Genomic DNA, 15,088 nt, shown 5'->3' with positions numbered 1-15,088 from the left:
GCCAGTGGCGTTCGGGCAGACTGTCCCGTGAGAACGGCTTGACCATGCTCTGGAGGACGTTGTGGCGAAGGGCGATAACAAGAAGCGCGCGGGCATCGACCCCACGTGGCCCGGTGAAGACGGGGAGCACCCCGTCACCGAGCTCGCGTCCGATCGGCAGGGCGCGCTGTCCCCGTTCGGCGACGTGACCTTCCCGCTCGAGAACGTGCCTTACGTGCACCCCGAGACCGAGATCAACCGGTAGAAAAAGCTACTCGCCGGTTACCCCTGCGAAGGTCCGTGGCGGCCGTCACGGGAGTAGGTTTTCGATCGACCTATTCGAGCGTTCCTCAGCGGGGGTAGTGCCATGCCGGTTCCCGGTCCCGGATATTCGATCACCGTCCGGGTGGAGGCCCCCGCGTCGTCCACCGCGGCGGGTGACCTGACGACCGCCGTCGGCAGGGTCGGCGGTGTGCTGACCGCGTTCGACGTCGTCGAGTCGCACCCCGAGTCGATCGTCGTCGACATCAGCGCCAACGCCCTGTCGGAGAACCACGCGCAGGACATCACGCAGACCCTGGACTCGCTGCCGGGCGTGCGCGTGCGCAAGGTCTCCGACCGGACGTTCCTGATCCACCTCGGCGGCAAGATCGAGGTCACCCCCAAGGTGGCGCTCCGTAACCGTGACGATCTCTCCCGCGCGTACACGCCGGGCGTCGCCCGCGTCTGCCAGGCGATCGCGGCGAACCCCGAGGACGCGCGCCGCCTGACCATCAAGCGCAACACCGTCGCGGTGCTCACCGACGGCTCCGCGGTGCTGGGCCTCGGCAACATCGGCCCGGCCGCCGCGCTCCCGGTGATGGAGGGCAAGGCGGCGCTGTTCAAGAAGTTCGCCGACGTCGACGCGTGGCCGGTCTGCCTGGACACCCAGGACACCGAAGAGATCATCATGATCGCGAAGGCGCTCGCGCCGGTCTACGCGGGCATCAACCTCGAGGACATCGCCGCGCCGCGCTGCTTCGAGATCGAGAAGCGCCTGCGTGAGCAGCTCGACATCCCGGTGTTCCACGACGACCAGCACGGCACCGCGATCGTCGTGGTCGCCGCGCTGCGCAACGCCCTGCGCGTGGTCGGGAAGAACATCGAAGACTGCAAGATCGTCGTCAGCGGCGTCGGCGCGGCGGGCTCGGCGATCATCCGCTTGATCCTCGGCAAGAACCCGGGTGACATCGTGGCCGCCGACATCGACGGCATCGTGCACTCCGCGCGCGGCAACCTCGACGAGAACCTGACCTGGATCGCCGAGCACACGAACAAGGAGCAGCAGGCGGGCACGCTGCACGAGGCGCTCGTCGGCGCCGACGTGTTCATCGGCGTCTCCGCGCCGAACCTGTTCGGGGCCGAGCAGGTCGCGACCATGAAGTCCGACGCCGTCGTGTTCGCGCTGGCCAACCCGGACCCGGAGATCGACCCGCTGGAAGCGCAGAAGCACGCGGCCGTGGTCGCCACCGGCCGCAGCGACTTCCCGAACCAGATCAACAACGTGCTCGCGTTCCCCGGTGTCTTCCGCGGTCTGCTCGACGCGCAGGCGCACCACATCGACGACTCGATGCTCCTCGCGGCCGCCGACGCCATCGCGGACGTGGTGGACAACGGCAAGCTGAACGCTTCGTTCATCGTGCCCAGCGTGTTCGACAGCGCCGTCGCCCCCGCCGTGGCCGAAGCCGTGAAGAAAGCGGCTAAGGCCGTCAAAGCTGCTCAGTCTGCCGAGCGCTGACGAAACCGGCTTCGGGAGACCCCGTAGCCGGAAGTGATACCAAATCTCCCTTGCTCCATTCGGAGTCCTCGTCATCACTGAGGCCGACCTCGTGGCCGACTTCAGGGTGACGACTCCGCGCCCGGCCCGCTCATAGGCTCGATCCCGACCAAGAAGTCGATCATGACGGGGGTTGGGGATGAATCGCTCTGTCCTGAGCAGGATCGGGACACTCACGGCCGCGGCGGCGACCGTGGCGGTACTCGTACCGGCCACGGCGTCCGCCGCGGTCTCGTCTGTGCGCTGGGGGCCGTGTCCGGAGGACGTGGCCGCGCCAGGGGTCGAATGCGGCACCTTGCCGGTCCCGCTCGACTACCGGAAGCCCGACGGCGCCACCATCGACATCGCCGTTTCGAAACTCGCCAGCACCAAGCCGGCGAAGCGGCGCGGGATCATGCTGACGAACCCGGGCGGCCCCGGCGGGCCCGGGCTGTCGATGCCCGCCGAACTGCGGGCGGCGGGCATGCCGTCGAGTGTGCTCGACGCGTACGACGTCATCGGGTTCGACCCGCGCGGGATCGGGCGCAGCACACCGGTCACCTGCGATCTCAAGCCCGAGCAGCAGGTGAGCAACGTCCCGCCGTACGCGCGCGACGCGGCGGCGGTGGCCGAGCGGGCGACGTACGTGGCCGGTATCGCGAAGCAGTGCGGTGAGTCGAAGACAGCCGCGAACCTGCCGTACATCACCACGGCCAACACCGCCCGCGACATGGACCGCGTCCGGGAAGCCCTCGGTGAGAAGAAGCTCTCGTACTACGGCGTCTCCTACGGCAGCTACCTGGGCGCCGTGTACTCGACGCTGTTCCCGCAGCAGACCGATCGCGTCGTGATCGACAGCGTGACCGGTCCTGGCGGGCTCGATCCGGCCACCTCGCGTCGCCTGGCGGAGGGGTTCGAGGACCGCTTCCCGGACTTCGCGAAATGGGCGGCGGCGCGGCACGCGAGCTACGGGCTGGGCCGCACGCCGCAGCAGGTGACCGCGAAGTTCTACGAACTCGCCGCCAAACTCGACGGCGGCGCGGTCCCTGGCGTGGACGGCGCGGCGTTCCGGATGGGCACGTTCGGCGCGCTCTACTCGACCAGGTCCTTCCCGGTGCTCGCGCAGCAGTGGCAGGCGTTCGATGGCGAAGGCGTCTCGAAGCAGGCCGCCGAGACGGCGCAGATCGACGTGTCGCAGCTGCTGTCCGGACAGTTGCACGTGGTCTGCAACGACGCGAACTGGCCGGAGGACGTCGGGACCTACCAGCGCAACGTCGCCAAGGACCGGGTGAAGTACCCGATGTTCGGCGCGGCGGGGGCGAACATCTGGGCCTGCGCGTACTGGCCGTCCGAGCAGATCGAGCCGACGGTACGGATCGGCGACCGGGGACCGTCGAACATCCTGATGGTGCAGAACCTGCGTGACCCGGCGACTCCGCTGAGCGGTGCCAAGGAGATGCGCCGCGCACTCGGTGACCGGGCGCGGATCGTGACCGTGGACGAGGGCGGGCACGGCGTCTGGCTGAGCGACGAGAACGCTTGCGGCAACAACGCCGTCAACCGGTTCCTCGTGGAGGGCAAGCGTCCGGTGCGCGACACGGCCTGTGCCGCGGACAAGGGAGGGCTCTTCGCTTCGATGACGCCGGAGCAGCGGCAGGAACGCGAGAAGGCGCTCGACGAGGTTCGCTCGAAGCAACGGATGTTCTGAGGACTAGCCTGCTTGGCGTGAGTGAACTCAGCCACGTCGACCATACGGGCGCCGCCCGTATGGTCGACGTTTCCGGCAAGACGCCCACCGCCCGCACCGCGCTGGCGGGCGGCACCGTGCACACCACGGCCGAGGTGCTCGGCCTGCTGGCGACGGACGGGCTACCCAAGGGCGACGCCCTCGCGACCGCCCGGATCGCGGGCATCATGGGCGCGAAGAAGGTGCCCGAGCTGATTCCGCTGTGCCACCAGATCGCGCTGTCCGGGGTGAAGGTCGAGTTCGCCCTCGCCGAGACCGCCGTGCACATCACCGCGACCGCGAAGACCGACGACCGGACCGGCGTCGAGATGGAGGCGCTGACCGCCGTCGCCGTCGCCGGGCTGACCCTGCACGACATGATCAAGGCCGTCGATCCCGCGGCGACCCTCGACGATGTCCGCCTGATCCGCAAGGACGGCGGCAAGACCGGGACCTGGGAGCGGCCGTGAACCGCGTCGCGAGGGTGATCGTGGCGTCGAACCGTGCCGCGAAGGGTGTCTACGAGGACACGACCGGTCCGGTCATCACGGACTGGCTCGCCTCACGCGGCTGGGACGTGCCCGGGCCCGTGGTCGTCGAGGACGGGGAGCCGGTCGGTGAAGCGTTGCGCGACGCCGTCGCGGCCGGGGTCCAGGTGATCGTGACGACCGGCGGCACCGGCATCTCGCCGACGGACCGCACCCCGGACGTCACCCGCGCCGTCCTCGACTACGAACTCCCCGGCGTCGCGGACGCGATCCGGGCCGCCGGACTGCCCAAGGTGCCCACGGCCGTGCTCTCACGCGGGATCGCCGGCGTCGCCGGCCGGACCCTGGTGGTGAACCTGCCCGGCTCACGCGGCGGCGTGAAGGACGGCCTGGGCGTACTGGACGGGATCCTCGACCACGCCGTCGACCAGCTGGCGGGCGACGACCACCCACGGGAGGCACAGCAGTGAGCGTTCGGGTCGCACGGATCGCGGTGGTCGACGAGCCGCTTTCGGTCGAAGAACACGCCCGGCTGGTGGACGACGCGGCCGCGGGCGCCGTGGTCACCTTCGGCGGGGTCGTTCGGGACCACGACGGCGGGCGTTCGGTGGAACGGCTCGCCTACGAAGGCCACCCCAGCGCCGCCGACGTGCTCGCGGAGGTCGTCTCGGACCTCTCGGGAAAGTGGACCGGCGTACGCGCGGTCGCTGTCAGTCACCGGCTGGGCGCGCTGGCCATCGGGGATGTCGCGCTGGCCTGCGCCGTGGCGGCCGAGCACCGGGGCCAGGCCTTCGCGGCCTGTTCGGAGCTGGTCGACGAGGTCAAAGCGCGGTTGCCGGTGTGGAAGCACCAGCACTTCAGCGACGGCAGCGACGAGTGGGTCAACTCGCCGTAGCGAGGTGACCGAGCCGTGAGCGGCGTGCAATGAAAGGTCCTTTCCTCGCAAAATTTGCAAGGAAAGGACCTTTCATTGCACGCGCGCGGGCGGCCGGGCCTGGGGCGCCGGACCCCCGGACACGACAAGGCCCCACCGCCGGGGGAATGGCGCGGTGGGGCCTTGTCAGTCGTGACGTGGCCGCGCGGGGAATCCCGCGGGCATCACGACTTACCGGTGCTCAAGAGCTCACTTGGTGGCGAGCTTCTGGCCGACGACGATGAAGTCGGCGTTCGGCACGTACTCCTTGTTCAGGTCCTGCAGCTTCTGGAAGCCGCCCTGGACGTTGAACTTGGAGGCGATCTTGGACAGCGTGTCGCCGGCCACGACGGTGTAGTCACCCGCCGGGTTGGAGCTCGCGACATTGGCGGCGGCCGGGGCCGGGGCCTGCTGCTTGGTGACCGGAGCGGTCGACTTCTTCGGGGTCACCTTCTTGGTGGCCTTCGGGGCGGTCGACTTGGCCTTGGCGGGGCTGGCGGAGCCGCCCTTCTTGCCACAGTGCGGCCACGCGCCGATGCCCTGGCCCTGGAGGACCCGCTCGGCGACGGCGATCTGCTGCTCGCGCGACGCGTTGTGCGCGCTGCCGGTGCCACCGTAGGCGCGCCAGGTGCTCTGCGAGAACTGCAGACCACCGTAGTAGCCGTTACCGGTGTTGGTGTTCCAGTTTCCGCTGCTCTCGCACTGCGCGATGGCGTCCCAGTTGGTCGCCGACGCGGGGGTCGCGGCGATGGCGAGGGGGGCGCCGACCGCGACGCCCGCAATGGCAACGCGAGCGATGTGACGGGTGGCGGCGGACATCTTGCGGTGCTTGCCTCGGTAAGACATGTGAGTACATCTCGCTTCCTGCGCCTACGAGTCTGTGCTGAGGGAAGGACTCGCGGGTCCTGGCCGGCCGTCTCAGGCCGGCTGACTTCGCCGGACGCACGCCGCGTCGGCTCTGTCCCCTCGTCCCTGTCCGGAAATGCTTTCGCTCGGGGTTGGGTCCGGGAATCCGTTGGACAGGGCTCGGCGCTACGGGTTCCCGGTGTTGCGTGGTCGGTCGGGGCCAACCGAAAAGCGACGGTACGTAACGAACGGCCTGATCGGAAATTATTCGAGCTGTGACCTACATCACAGTAACAGCACGCAACCCATAACGATTCGGCTGTTTATGCAGGTCAGCGGGCCGTTATCGGACCGTTTCCTGGCCGAGATAATTCACGGATCGTGAGGCTTGCATCACGTGGATTAAGGGCTGACTGGCCCATTCGTGCGCCTTCGCGCGCTATTGGGCCGCGCACTTTAGCGAGACCTCAAGAAGTTCGCCAGCCCTGGCAGGTCGTCCGTATTCAGGTGGTCGACTCCGGCGTCGGCCAGCTCTTTCCAAAGCGCGTCACGTGCGGGGCCGGCGGTGTCCGGCGTCGCCCAAAAGCGCACTCGCTGGCCCGCCGCGTGGGCGCTTTCGACCATTTCGTGTAGTTTTGCCCGCTCCGCGGCCGGGAAGGGGCCTTCGCCGGTCCAGGTGAACAGCCCGGTCCAGGAGTCCGAGACCAGCGGGGTCATCCGGCGGTCCGAGCCGATGCCGAGGTCGTTCTGGTCCTTGATCCGGCCGTCGTAGAAGGCGAGCCGGAACTTCTGCCCGAGCATCACGTCCTTGGGCCGCCCGCCGGAGATCACCGCGGTGACGGCCCGCTTCTGCACGTGCCCGAACGCGTACAGAGAGAAGAGAAAGGAGTAGCGCGGGTCGTACAGCCGCTTTTCCAGCGCCGCGTACGTGCTGTTCGCGTCCCCCTTGACGTCGATCAGCAACTGGAACTCGACACGCTGCCGGTAGACGCCGACGCCGTGGTTGGCCAGGACGCGCTTGCGCAGCGGCTCCAGGTAGAGCGACTCGAGTGTGCGGTCCGGGCGGGTGTCGGCGAGGTCGTGCGCGACCAGCAACTGCCCGTCCACCAGGAAGATGTCGGCCTCGACGCTGGTGAAGCCCTGGTCGAGCGCGTCCTGCAGCGGACGCGTGTGCTCGTAGTCGTTGTGGCTGTGCGCCTGCGGCAGCGGCCGGACGCCGCGCTCGGAGGCGGAGGCGGGGGCGGTCGCGAGGCTCGTGGCGGCGACCGCGGCGAGCAGCGCGGCGAGGACACGGCGGGGAGTGATCACTGGCGCATCCTCGGCGGCTTCGGCGACCGGCCGGTGAATTCCGGACGGACCGCAGGTCAAAGGCCCCGGAACGGCTCGCGGGGGAGCAAGGGACCTTTGCTCTCACTTTCCCGCGTTTCCGCAGGTCAGCCGCCCGCGAACGGCGGCAGGACGTCCAGTTCGGCGCCCTCGGTCAGCGGCCGCGTGAGATCCCGCACGGCGACGCCGTCCAGCAGGTATGAGACCGCTTCGAGCAGCTTCGCGAGCTTTTCCGGGTGAAGTTCACGCAGTCGGGCGACGGCGTCGGCGACGCGGGCGCCGTCCGGCAGGGTCACCTTCTCCTCGTCGAGGCCGGCGGCCGCGCGAGCCGAGGCGAAGTACCGCACCACGATGGTCACCATGTCAGCCGCCGATCGCGCTCATCGGCCGGATCGGCTGCGCGAACCCGGCCTCGTTGATCTCGTGTCCGGCGAGCTTGCCCCACATGGTCGCCCGCCAGGCGTCCGCCACCTCTTCTTCGCGCGCGCCCGCGCGCACGAGGGCGCGTAGGTCGGTCTCGTCGTTGCTGAACAGGCACGAGCGCACCGCGCCGTCCGCGGTCAGCCGGGTGCGCTCGCAGGCGCCGCAGAAGGGGCGGGTCACCGACGCGATCACACCGACGTCGCCCGGTCCGCCGTCGACCAGCCAGCGTTCGGCGGGCGCCCCGCCCCGCGCGGCGGGGAACGGCGACAGCGAGAACTCCTCGCCGAGCATGCCGAGGATCTCCTCGGCGGTGATCATGTCGGCCCGGTTCCAGCCGTGCTGCGCGTCCAGCGGCATCTGCTCGATGAACCGCAGGTGGTAGCCCTCGGCGAGGCAGAACTTCAGCAGCGGCACGGCCTGGTCCTCGTTCAGTCCGCGCATCAGGACCGCGTTGACCTTCACCGGGTCCAGCCCGGCCTCCCTCGCGGCGGCCATGCCGGCGAACACGTGCGGAAGCCGGTCGCGGCGCGTGATCGTCTCGAACAGCGCGCGGTCGACGGTGTCCAGCGAGACATTGATCCGGTCCAAGCCGGCGTCGGCGAGCGACTTCGCGCGCTTCGCGAGCCCGATCCCGTTGGTGGTCATGGAAAGCCTCGGCCGCGGTTCGAGTGCCGCGACGCGCTCGACGATCTTCTCCAGCCCTTGGCGCAGCAGCGGTTCGCCGCCGGTGAGCCGGATGTCGGTGACGCCGAGCCGTTCGACGGCGATCCGCAGCAGGAATACGAGTTCGTCGTCGGTCAGCACGTCCGCGCTCGGCATCCATTCGAGCCCCTCGGCGGGCATGCAATAGGTGCAGCGCAGATTGCACTTGTCGGTGAGCGACACCCGCAGGTCGGTCGCGACCCGGCCGAAGGTGTCGATCAGCGCGGGATTGTCCGGCCTGGGCACGGTTGGGCCGCCGCGTGTACCGGGGACACGGGGAAACCCGAGATCGACTGCTGTCATTGTCACCAGACTAACCCCGAACGGGGCGAAACCGACTGTCTAGAATCCCTTTTCGCATCGAATCGGAAGGGTTTCCGGATGGCGAAATATCCGCTCTCGGCGGAGGAATTGGCCAGGTTCGCCGATCTCGGCAGGGAAGGCGGCACGCTGACCGTCCTCCGGCACGCGCGCATCGCCGAGCGGATGGGCCTGTCGGCCACCGATCACAAGGTCCTCGAGCTCGCCGGCCAGGCGCCGGGACCGTTGACAGCGGGCAGGATCGCCGAACTGACCGGGTTGTCGACGGGTGCTGTGACCGGCGTCATGGACAGGCTCGAAAAAGCAGGCCTCGCCCGCCGCGTCCGCGACACCGTCGACCGCCGGAAAGTCCTGATAGAGGTCGTTCCGGACGCGCTGGAGCGGCACGCGCCGCTCTTCGAATCCGCGTACACGAACATGAAGAACGTCCTCGAACGATTCTCCCCCGAGGAACGGAAAGTGCTCGAACGTTTCCAGAGCGCGTTGCTCGATGGCCTCCGCGACGAACTCCCCGGCAGTTCCTCGCCCGCGTAGCTTTTCCGCATCTGCGGAAGTAACCTGCCAGACATGCCGCAATTCCGGTTGTCTGAAGCCGCTCGCCTGCTCGGCGTCAGCGATGACACCGTCCGCCGCTGGGTGCGCGCGGGCCAGTTGACCGCGTTCGACGACTCGGCGGGCCGCAAGGTCGTCGACGGCGCCGAACTCGCCGCGTTCGCCAAGGCGCAGGCCGAACAGCCCGAGGATCCTTCGAGCGTCGGCCGCTCCGCGCGGAACCGGTTCGTCGGGCTCGTCACCGAAGTGATCACGGACAAGGTGATGGCACAGGTCGAGCTGCAATGCGGCCCGCATCGCGTGGTCTCGCTGATGAGCGCCGAGGCCGTCCGCGAACTCGGACTGCGGCCGGGGGTGCTCGCGGTCGCCGTCGTCAAGGCGACCACCGTCTTGATCGAAACCCCGGAAGGAAGCCGATGAGGAAGCTCGGCCCCGTCCTGCTCGCGTTGGCGCTGGCCGCGACGGCCTGTGGTTCGGGCGGGCCCGTCACCGCGTCCGTCGAGGCGAGGACGCTCACCGTGTTCGCGGCGGCGTCGCTGACCGAGTCGTTCGGGGTGCTGGGCAAGCGGTTCGAGGCACAGAACTCCGGGGTGACCGTGAAGTTCAGCTTCGAGGGCTCCTCGGCGCTGGTCCAGAAGCTGACTCAAGGCGCGAAGGCGGACGTCTTCGCGTCGGCGGACCAGGCCAATATGGACAAGGCAGCCAAGGGCGACGTGATCGACGGGCAGCCGTCGGTGTTCGCCACCAACCGGCTCGCCATCGCGGTCGGTAAGGGCAATCCGAAGGGCATCAAGAGCCTGGCGGATCTCGCGAAGGACGGGCTGACCGTGGTCGTCTGCGCGCCGCAGGTGCCGTGCGGGTCGGCGGCGAAGAAGGTCCAGCAGACGTCCGGGGTCACGCTCAAGCCGTCGAGCGAGGAGCAGGACGTCAAGTCGGTGCTCGCGAAGGTGCGGTCGGGCGACGCCGACGCCGGGCTCGTCTACGTCACCGACGCGACCTCGGCGGCCGCGAACGTGGACAAAGTGGACTTCGCGGAGGCTGCGGGCGCTGTCAACGACTACCCGATCGCGGTGGTGAAGGACGCTCCGCAGGCTCAGCTCGCCGGGCTGTTCAGGGACTTCGTCCTGGGCGAGGAAGGCAAGAAGGAACTCGCGAAGGTCGGTTTTGGCGCGCCCTGACCCCGCAACTCGTCACCTGCTTGCGATGGATGCGCGCGCAAGTAGGCGGCGAATTGCGGGGGGAGCGGTGCCGTGGGTGCTGTGGCCGCCGGCGGTGTGCGCGCTGGCGCTGGTGGTGCTGCCGGTGGTCGGCCTGCTGGTGCGCTCGGACCTGAGCCGCTTCCCGAGCCTCGTCACCTCGACGTCGTCGCTGAACGCGCTCAAGCTCTCGCTGATCACCGCCGGACTGTCCACTGTGGCCAGTGTGCTGCTCGGGGTCCCGCTCGCCGTGGTTCTCGCGCGCTCGCGGGCGCGCGGCGTGCGCGTGCTGCGCGCGGTGGTGCTGCTGCCGCTGGTCCTGCCGCCGGTGGTCGGCGGCCTGGCACTGCTGTACCTGTTGGGCCGCAAGGGTTTCCTGGGCATCCTGGTGACCACGCTGACCGGTGAGCAGGTGCCGTTCACCACGGCCGCGGTGGTCATCGCGCAGACGTTCGTCGCGATGCCGTTCCTGGTGGTCAGCCTCGAAGGGGCCCTCCGCAGCGCCGGTGACCGGTACGAAAGGGTCGCCTCGACGCTGGGTGCCAAGCCGTGGACGGTGTTCCGCCGGGTCACGCTGCCGCTGCTGCTGCCCGCGCTCGGTTCGGGCATCGTGCTGAGCTTCGCGCGGGCGCTGGGCGAGTTCGGCGCGACGATCACCTTCGCCGGCAGCCTCGAAGGCGTGACCCGGACCCTGCCGTTGGAGGTCTACACGCAGGCCGAGGTCGACGTCGACAGCGCGGTGGCGCTCGCGTTGCTGCTCATCCTGGTCGCCGTCGCGGTGATCGCGCTCGCCCGGCCGCGCGCGCTCGAAGGGGTCCGGTCGTGACCCTTTCGGCGGAGATCGCCCTCCGGCGCGGCGAGTTCACCTTGGACGTCGGTTTCGAAGTCCCTGACGGCGGTGTGCTCGCGCTGCTCGGCCCGAACGGGTCGGGGAAGTCCAGTGTGCTCGGTTGTCTCGCCGGCCTGCTCCGGCCCGATCGCGCGCGGATCACCCTCGACGGCCGCGACCTGGCGGGCCTGCCGCCGCACGCGCGCGGTATCGGCCTGCTCTCCCAGGACGCCCTGCTCTTCCCGCATCTGTCCGCTTTGGACAACGTCGCCTTCGCGCCGCGATCGACCGGCACCGGACGCGCCGAGGCCAAGAGGCTCGCGCGGGAGTGGCTGACCGAAGTGGACGCGCTCGAACTGGCCGGACGGCGGCCCGCGCAACTCTCCGGCGGGCAGGCGCAGCGGGTCGCGATCGCGCGGGCACTGGCGGCCGAGCCGGGACTTCTGCTGCTCGACGAGCCCTTCGCCGCGCTGGACGTCGACGCGGCACCCGCGATCCGAGGGCTGCTCCGGCGGGTGCTGCGTTCCGGACCGCCGACCGTGCTGGTCACCCACGACCCGCTCGACGCGCTGGCGCTGGCCGATCACGTGGCCGTCCTCGGCGACGGCCGGATCGTCGAACGCGGCGAGACCCGCAAGGTGCTCTCCGCGCCGCGCACGGCGTTCACCGCGCGGATCGCCGGGCTCAACCTGGTGCCCGGCATCGCCGTTGAGGGCGGTTTGCGCACGTCAGGCGGGCTGTCGCTGGCCGGGATCCCGGCGGAGGACGTCGTCGTCGACGAGGCGGCCGTGGCCGTCTTCGCCCCCAGCGCCGTCGCGGTGTACCTGCGGGACGGTGAGCACCGGGGCAGCCCGCGCAACACCGTCGAGGGAGTCGTCGACGCGCTCGAACCGCACGGACCGGTGATCCGCGTCCGGACCCGCGGTGACGACTGGGCGGCGGGTCTCGCCGCAGACCTGACCCCCGCCGCGGTCGCCGAACTGGCGCTCGAACCCGGGACACCGGTCAATCTTTCGGTCAAGGCGGCGTCCGTGGCTGTTCACGCGGTCTCCGATCATTAGGGTGGGACCCATGAACGAGCGCCGTTGGACATACCTCAGCGACATGGATGGCGTGCTGGTCCAGGAGGAGCACCTCGTACCCGGCGCGGACGAGTTCCTCAAGGAACTGCGCGCCAACGACATCGGCTTCCTGGTGCTGACCAACAACTCGATCTACACCCCGCGCGACCTGCGGGCGAGGCTCGAGCGGACCGGTCTCGACATCCCCGAGGAGGCGATCTGGACCTCCGCGCTGGCGACGGCGAAGTTCCTCGCGTCGCAGCGGCCGAACGGCTCGGCGTTCGTGATCGGCGAAGCCGGGCTCACCACGGCGCTGCACGAAGTCGGCTACGTGCTGACCGAACGCGACCCGGACTACGTCGTCCTCGGCGAGACGCGCACGTACAGCTTCAGCGCGATCACCCGCGCGATCAGGCTCATCGAGGGCGGCGCGAAGTTCATCGCCACCAACCCCGACGCCACCGGCCCGAGCATGGAGGGCTCGATGCCCGCCACCGGCTCGGTCGCCGCGCTGATCGAAAAGGCCACCGGCCGCTCTCCGTACTACGTCGGCAAGCCGAACCCCCTGATGATGCGCTCGGCGCTGCGGCGGCTCGGCGCGCATTCGGAGTCGACGCTGATGATCGGCGACCGGATGGACACCGACGTCCACTCGGGAATCGAGGCCGGTTTGCAGACGATCCTGGTGCTGACCGGCATCTCCTCGCGGGAGAGCGCCGAGCACTACCCGTACCGGCCGACCAAGATCATCGACTCGATCGCCGATCTGGTCGGGCGCACCGGCGACCCCTTCGCCGAAGGCTGAGCGACACATCCGGATGCGGAGGGCTTATCGTCAGACGATGCACGACGATCAGCCCGCGTCCCCGACCTATGTGGTCGGTGACGTGCACGGACACCGGGACGAGCTTGCCGAGACGCTCCGGGAGAAAGGGCTGCTCGACTCCGACGACGACTGGGCAGGTGGCGAAGCGACCCTCTGGTTCCTCGGCGACTTCGTCGACCGTGGACCCGACGGTGTCGGCGTGATCGACCTGGTGATGCGGCTCGAAAGGCAGGCCGCCGCTGCGGGCGGGCGCTGCGGGACGCTGCTGGGCAACCACGAGATCCTGCTGCTCGGGATGTACCACTTCGGCGACACGGAGGTGCCGTCCGACTTCGGGCCGCGCAGCTTCGCCCGCAGCTGGGAGATCAACGGCGGACTGCTCGAAGACCAGGACAGGCTCACTCCGCAGCATATCGAATGGCTGACCTCCCGCCCGTTGCTGACGCTGGCCGCGGACCACCTGCTGATGCATTCGGACACGCTCGAGTACCTCGGGTGGGGCGAGAACATCGACGAGATCAACGCGCGTGGCCGTGAGATCCTCCAAGGCAGCGACATCCAGGCCTGGTGGGACGTGTGGCGGCGGATGACTACGCGCTACGCCTTCCGCGGCCCCGAAGGCGCCGACGTCGCGCAACAGCTCATGGACCGGCTCGGCGGCGAGCGGATCGTGCACGGGCACAGCGTCATCGCCGACCAGCTCGGCATCCACCCCGCGCAGATCGAGGGGCCGTACCTCTACGCGGGCGGGAAGGCGCTGGGGATCGACGGCGGGTTGTTCGTCGGCGGCCCCTGCCTCATCGTTTCGCTGCCTTGGGAGCCCGAAGACTGAGCCATCAGGCCTCGTGAGTGGCCTCCCCGCGCGCGCAATGAAGGACGCTTTCATAGCAAAATTTGCAATGAAAGCGTCCTTCATTGCAGGGCCCGGGGGCGCCTCACGGTGGGGCCGGGGGCAGTCAGGGGAGCTCCACGATCTCCTTGCCCAGCGGCATCAGCGAGACCGGGATCATCTTGAAGTTCGCCACGCCCAGCGGGATCCCGATGATCGTGATGCACAGCGCCACCCCGGTCAGCACGTGCCCGATGGCGAGCCAAAGCCCGGCGAAGAGGAACCAGATGACGTTGCCGATCGTCGACGCGGCCCCGGAGTCGCGCCGGTCCACCACGGTGCGGCCGAACGGCCAGAGCGCGTAGGCAGCGATCCGGAACGACGCCAGCCCGAACGGGATGGTGACGATCAGGATGCAGCAGATGACACCGGCGACGATGTAGCCGAGTGCCATCCACAGGCCGCACAGCACGAGCCAGATGACGTTCAGGATCAGGCGCATCAGACGTGCAACTCCCCGCTGGCCACGGTGACCGCCTGGCCCGAAAGCAGGACGCGGTCGCCTTCGAGACTCATCCGCACGATGCCGCCGCGGGCCGAGGCCTGTTCGCCGACGAGCTTGTCCCGGCCGAGGCGAGCGGCCCAGTACGGCGCGAGGACGCAGTGCGCGGAGCCGGTGACGGGGTCTTCGTCGATGCCGACGCCCGGCGCGAAGAACCGGGTGACGAAGTCGATCCCGTCGACGTCGCCGGGGGCGGTGACCATCAGCCGCCCGTTCCAGTGCCCGCGCAGCGCGGCCAGATCCGGTGCGAGCGAGCGCACCACGGACGCGTCGTCCACCACCGCGAACAGGTTGTGCTTACTGCGCCCGACGTACTCGAAGGAGACGCCCGGCAGGATCGGCGACAGGTCGTCGCCGGACTCGCGGGGCGGATCCGACGGGAAGTCCATCGACACCCAGCCGTCTTCGGCGCGGCAGCGCAACTCGCCGCTTCTCGTCGTGAAGGTCTGCTCGCCGCCGAGGACGTGCGTGGTCGCCAACGTCGCGTGCCCGCACAGGTCGACTTCGGTCTCCGGCGTGAACCAGCGAAGCGACTTCGGGCCTTCGCCACCGACCTCGACGAAGGCCGTCTCGGCGTGCTTCAACTCGGCGGCGACCGACTGCATCCAGCCCGCGTCGCCCGGCGAGTCCAGCAGCACGACGCCGGCGGAATTACCGGCGAAGGCTTCGGAGGTGAAGGCGTCGACGATGTAGAGGCGCATGATCCCGACGATA

General features: G+C 69.3%; 17 protein-coding genes and 1 pseudogene. 12 read left to right on the top strand and 6 right to left on the bottom strand.

Features of this window, described 5'->3' with window-relative positions:
• The first annotated feature begins 61 nt into the window (after nt 1–61).
• The 5 genes and pseudogenes from DL991_RS06785 to DL991_RS43865 all read left to right on the top strand — a co-directional run bounded on the left by DL991_RS06785 (nt 62) and on the right by DL991_RS43865 (nt 4,883).
• Nucleotides 62–244, top strand: coding sequence for a hypothetical protein (locus DL991_RS06785; protein WP_125782094.1), 183 nt, complete (start codon nt 62–64; stop codon nt 242–244).
• A 102-nt stretch (nt 245–346) separates the two neighbouring features.
• The gene (locus tag DL991_RS06780) at nt 347–1,756 is read left to right on the top strand and encodes an NAD-dependent malic enzyme (protein ID WP_125782092.1); all 1,410 of its coding nucleotides are present in this window, start codon (nt 347–349) and stop codon (nt 1,754–1,756) included.
• Between the two features lie 178 nt (nt 1,757–1,934).
• Nucleotides 1,935–3,482 carry an alpha/beta hydrolase gene (locus DL991_RS06775; RefSeq protein ID WP_125782090.1) on the top strand — a complete coding sequence of 516 codons (1,548 nt, stop codon included), beginning with the start codon at nt 1,935–1,937 and terminating at the stop codon, nt 3,480–3,482.
• Between the two features lie 17 nt (nt 3,483–3,499).
• Nucleotides 3,500–3,970 carry a cyclic pyranopterin monophosphate synthase MoaC gene (gene moaC, locus DL991_RS06770; protein ID WP_125782088.1) on the top strand — a complete coding sequence of 157 codons (471 nt, stop codon included), beginning with the start codon at nt 3,500–3,502 and terminating at the stop codon, nt 3,968–3,970.
• A pseudogene (locus DL991_RS43865) lies at nt 3,967–4,883 on the top strand (molybdenum cofactor biosynthesis protein MoaE). Before moaC ends, DL991_RS43865 begins: the two are co-directional and overlap by 4 nt.
• Before the next feature lie 228 nt (nt 4,884–5,111).
• Here the strand turns inward: DL991_RS43865 and DL991_RS06755 are convergent.
• The 4 genes from DL991_RS06755 to moaA form a co-directional block, all read right to left on the bottom strand.
• Nucleotides 5,112–5,747, bottom strand: a complete 636-nt coding sequence (locus DL991_RS06755) for a transglycosylase family protein (RefSeq protein WP_125782082.1) — start codon at nt 5,745–5,747, stop codon at nt 5,112–5,114.
• 456 nt (nt 5,748–6,203) lie between these two features.
• Entirely contained in the window at nt 6,204–7,055 is an 852-nt protein-coding gene (locus DL991_RS06750; RefSeq protein WP_125782080.1) for a phosphatidylinositol-specific phospholipase C/glycerophosphodiester phosphodiesterase family protein, read from the bottom strand.
• Between the two features lie 125 nt (nt 7,056–7,180).
• Nucleotides 7,181–7,435 carry a MoaD/ThiS family protein gene (locus DL991_RS06745; RefSeq protein WP_199746731.1) on the bottom strand — a complete coding sequence of 85 codons (255 nt, stop codon included), beginning with the start codon at nt 7,433–7,435 and terminating at the stop codon, nt 7,181–7,183.
• 1 nt (nt 7,436) lies between these two features.
• Nucleotides 7,437–8,501 (bottom strand): GTP 3',8-cyclase MoaA, encoded by a 1,065-nt coding sequence (gene moaA, locus DL991_RS06740; protein WP_199753850.1) that lies wholly within the window; start codon nt 8,499–8,501, stop codon nt 7,437–7,439.
• Nucleotides 8,502–8,579: 78 nt separating this feature from the next.
• Between moaA and DL991_RS06735 the strand changes: the two genes are divergently transcribed.
• From DL991_RS06735 to DL991_RS06705, 7 genes are read left to right on the top strand one after another with little or no spacing between them, the layout of a single operon-like run.
• Nucleotides 8,580–9,053 (top strand): MarR family winged helix-turn-helix transcriptional regulator, encoded by a 474-nt coding sequence (locus DL991_RS06735; protein ID WP_125782078.1) that lies wholly within the window; start codon nt 8,580–8,582, stop codon nt 9,051–9,053.
• A 33-nt stretch (nt 9,054–9,086) separates the two neighbouring features.
• Nucleotides 9,087–9,491: a molybdopterin-binding protein gene (locus tag DL991_RS06730; RefSeq protein WP_125782076.1), complete on the top strand. Its 405-nt coding sequence runs from the start codon at nt 9,087–9,089 to the stop codon at nt 9,489–9,491.
• Nucleotides 9,488–10,249, top strand: a complete 762-nt coding sequence (modA, locus tag DL991_RS06725; RefSeq protein ID WP_125782074.1) for a molybdate ABC transporter substrate-binding protein — start codon at nt 9,488–9,490, stop codon at nt 10,247–10,249. The genes DL991_RS06730 and modA overlap by 4 nt, the downstream gene beginning before the upstream one ends.
• Nucleotides 10,250–10,274: 25 nt before the next feature.
• Complete coding sequence (locus tag DL991_RS06720; RefSeq protein WP_199753849.1) at nt 10,275–11,093, top strand: ABC transporter permease; 819 nt, start codon at nt 10,275–10,277, stop codon at nt 11,091–11,093.
• The gene (locus DL991_RS06715; RefSeq protein WP_125782070.1) at nt 11,090–12,157 is read left to right on the top strand and encodes a sulfate/molybdate ABC transporter ATP-binding protein; all 1,068 of its coding nucleotides are present in this window, start codon (nt 11,090–11,092) and stop codon (nt 12,155–12,157) included. Before DL991_RS06720 ends, DL991_RS06715 begins: the two co-directional genes overlap by 4 nt.
• A gap of 10 nt (nt 12,158–12,167) precedes the next feature.
• Nucleotides 12,168–12,962: an HAD-IIA family hydrolase gene (locus DL991_RS06710; protein WP_125782068.1), complete on the top strand. Its 795-nt coding sequence runs from the start codon at nt 12,168–12,170 to the stop codon at nt 12,960–12,962.
• Nucleotides 12,963–12,999: 37 nt separating this feature from the next.
• The gene (locus tag DL991_RS06705) at nt 13,000–13,815 is read left to right on the top strand and encodes a metallophosphoesterase family protein (RefSeq protein ID WP_125782066.1); all 816 of its coding nucleotides are present in this window, start codon (nt 13,000–13,002) and stop codon (nt 13,813–13,815) included.
• A gap of 124 nt (nt 13,816–13,939) precedes the next feature.
• On the opposite strand, the gene DL991_RS06700 is transcribed toward DL991_RS06705, so the two are convergent.
• Both DL991_RS06700 and DL991_RS06695 read right to left on the bottom strand, forming a co-directional pair.
• Nucleotides 13,940–14,314: a YccF domain-containing protein gene (locus DL991_RS06700; RefSeq protein WP_125782065.1), complete on the bottom strand. Its 375-nt coding sequence runs from the start codon at nt 14,312–14,314 to the stop codon at nt 13,940–13,942.
• A complete protein-coding gene (locus tag DL991_RS06695) occupies nt 14,314–15,075 on the bottom strand; it encodes a PhzF family phenazine biosynthesis protein (protein ID WP_125782063.1) in 762 nt (253 codons plus the stop codon). Before DL991_RS06695 ends, DL991_RS06700 begins: the two co-directional genes overlap by 1 nt.
• Nucleotides 15,076–15,088 lie beyond the last annotated feature (13 nt).

The sequence above is a fragment of the Amycolatopsis sp. WAC 01375 genome (genome assembly GCF_003947325.1).
Lineage (GTDB): Bacteria > Actinomycetota > Actinomycetes > Mycobacteriales > Pseudonocardiaceae > Amycolatopsis.
This window is presented reverse-complemented; position numbering and strand designations above follow the sequence as displayed.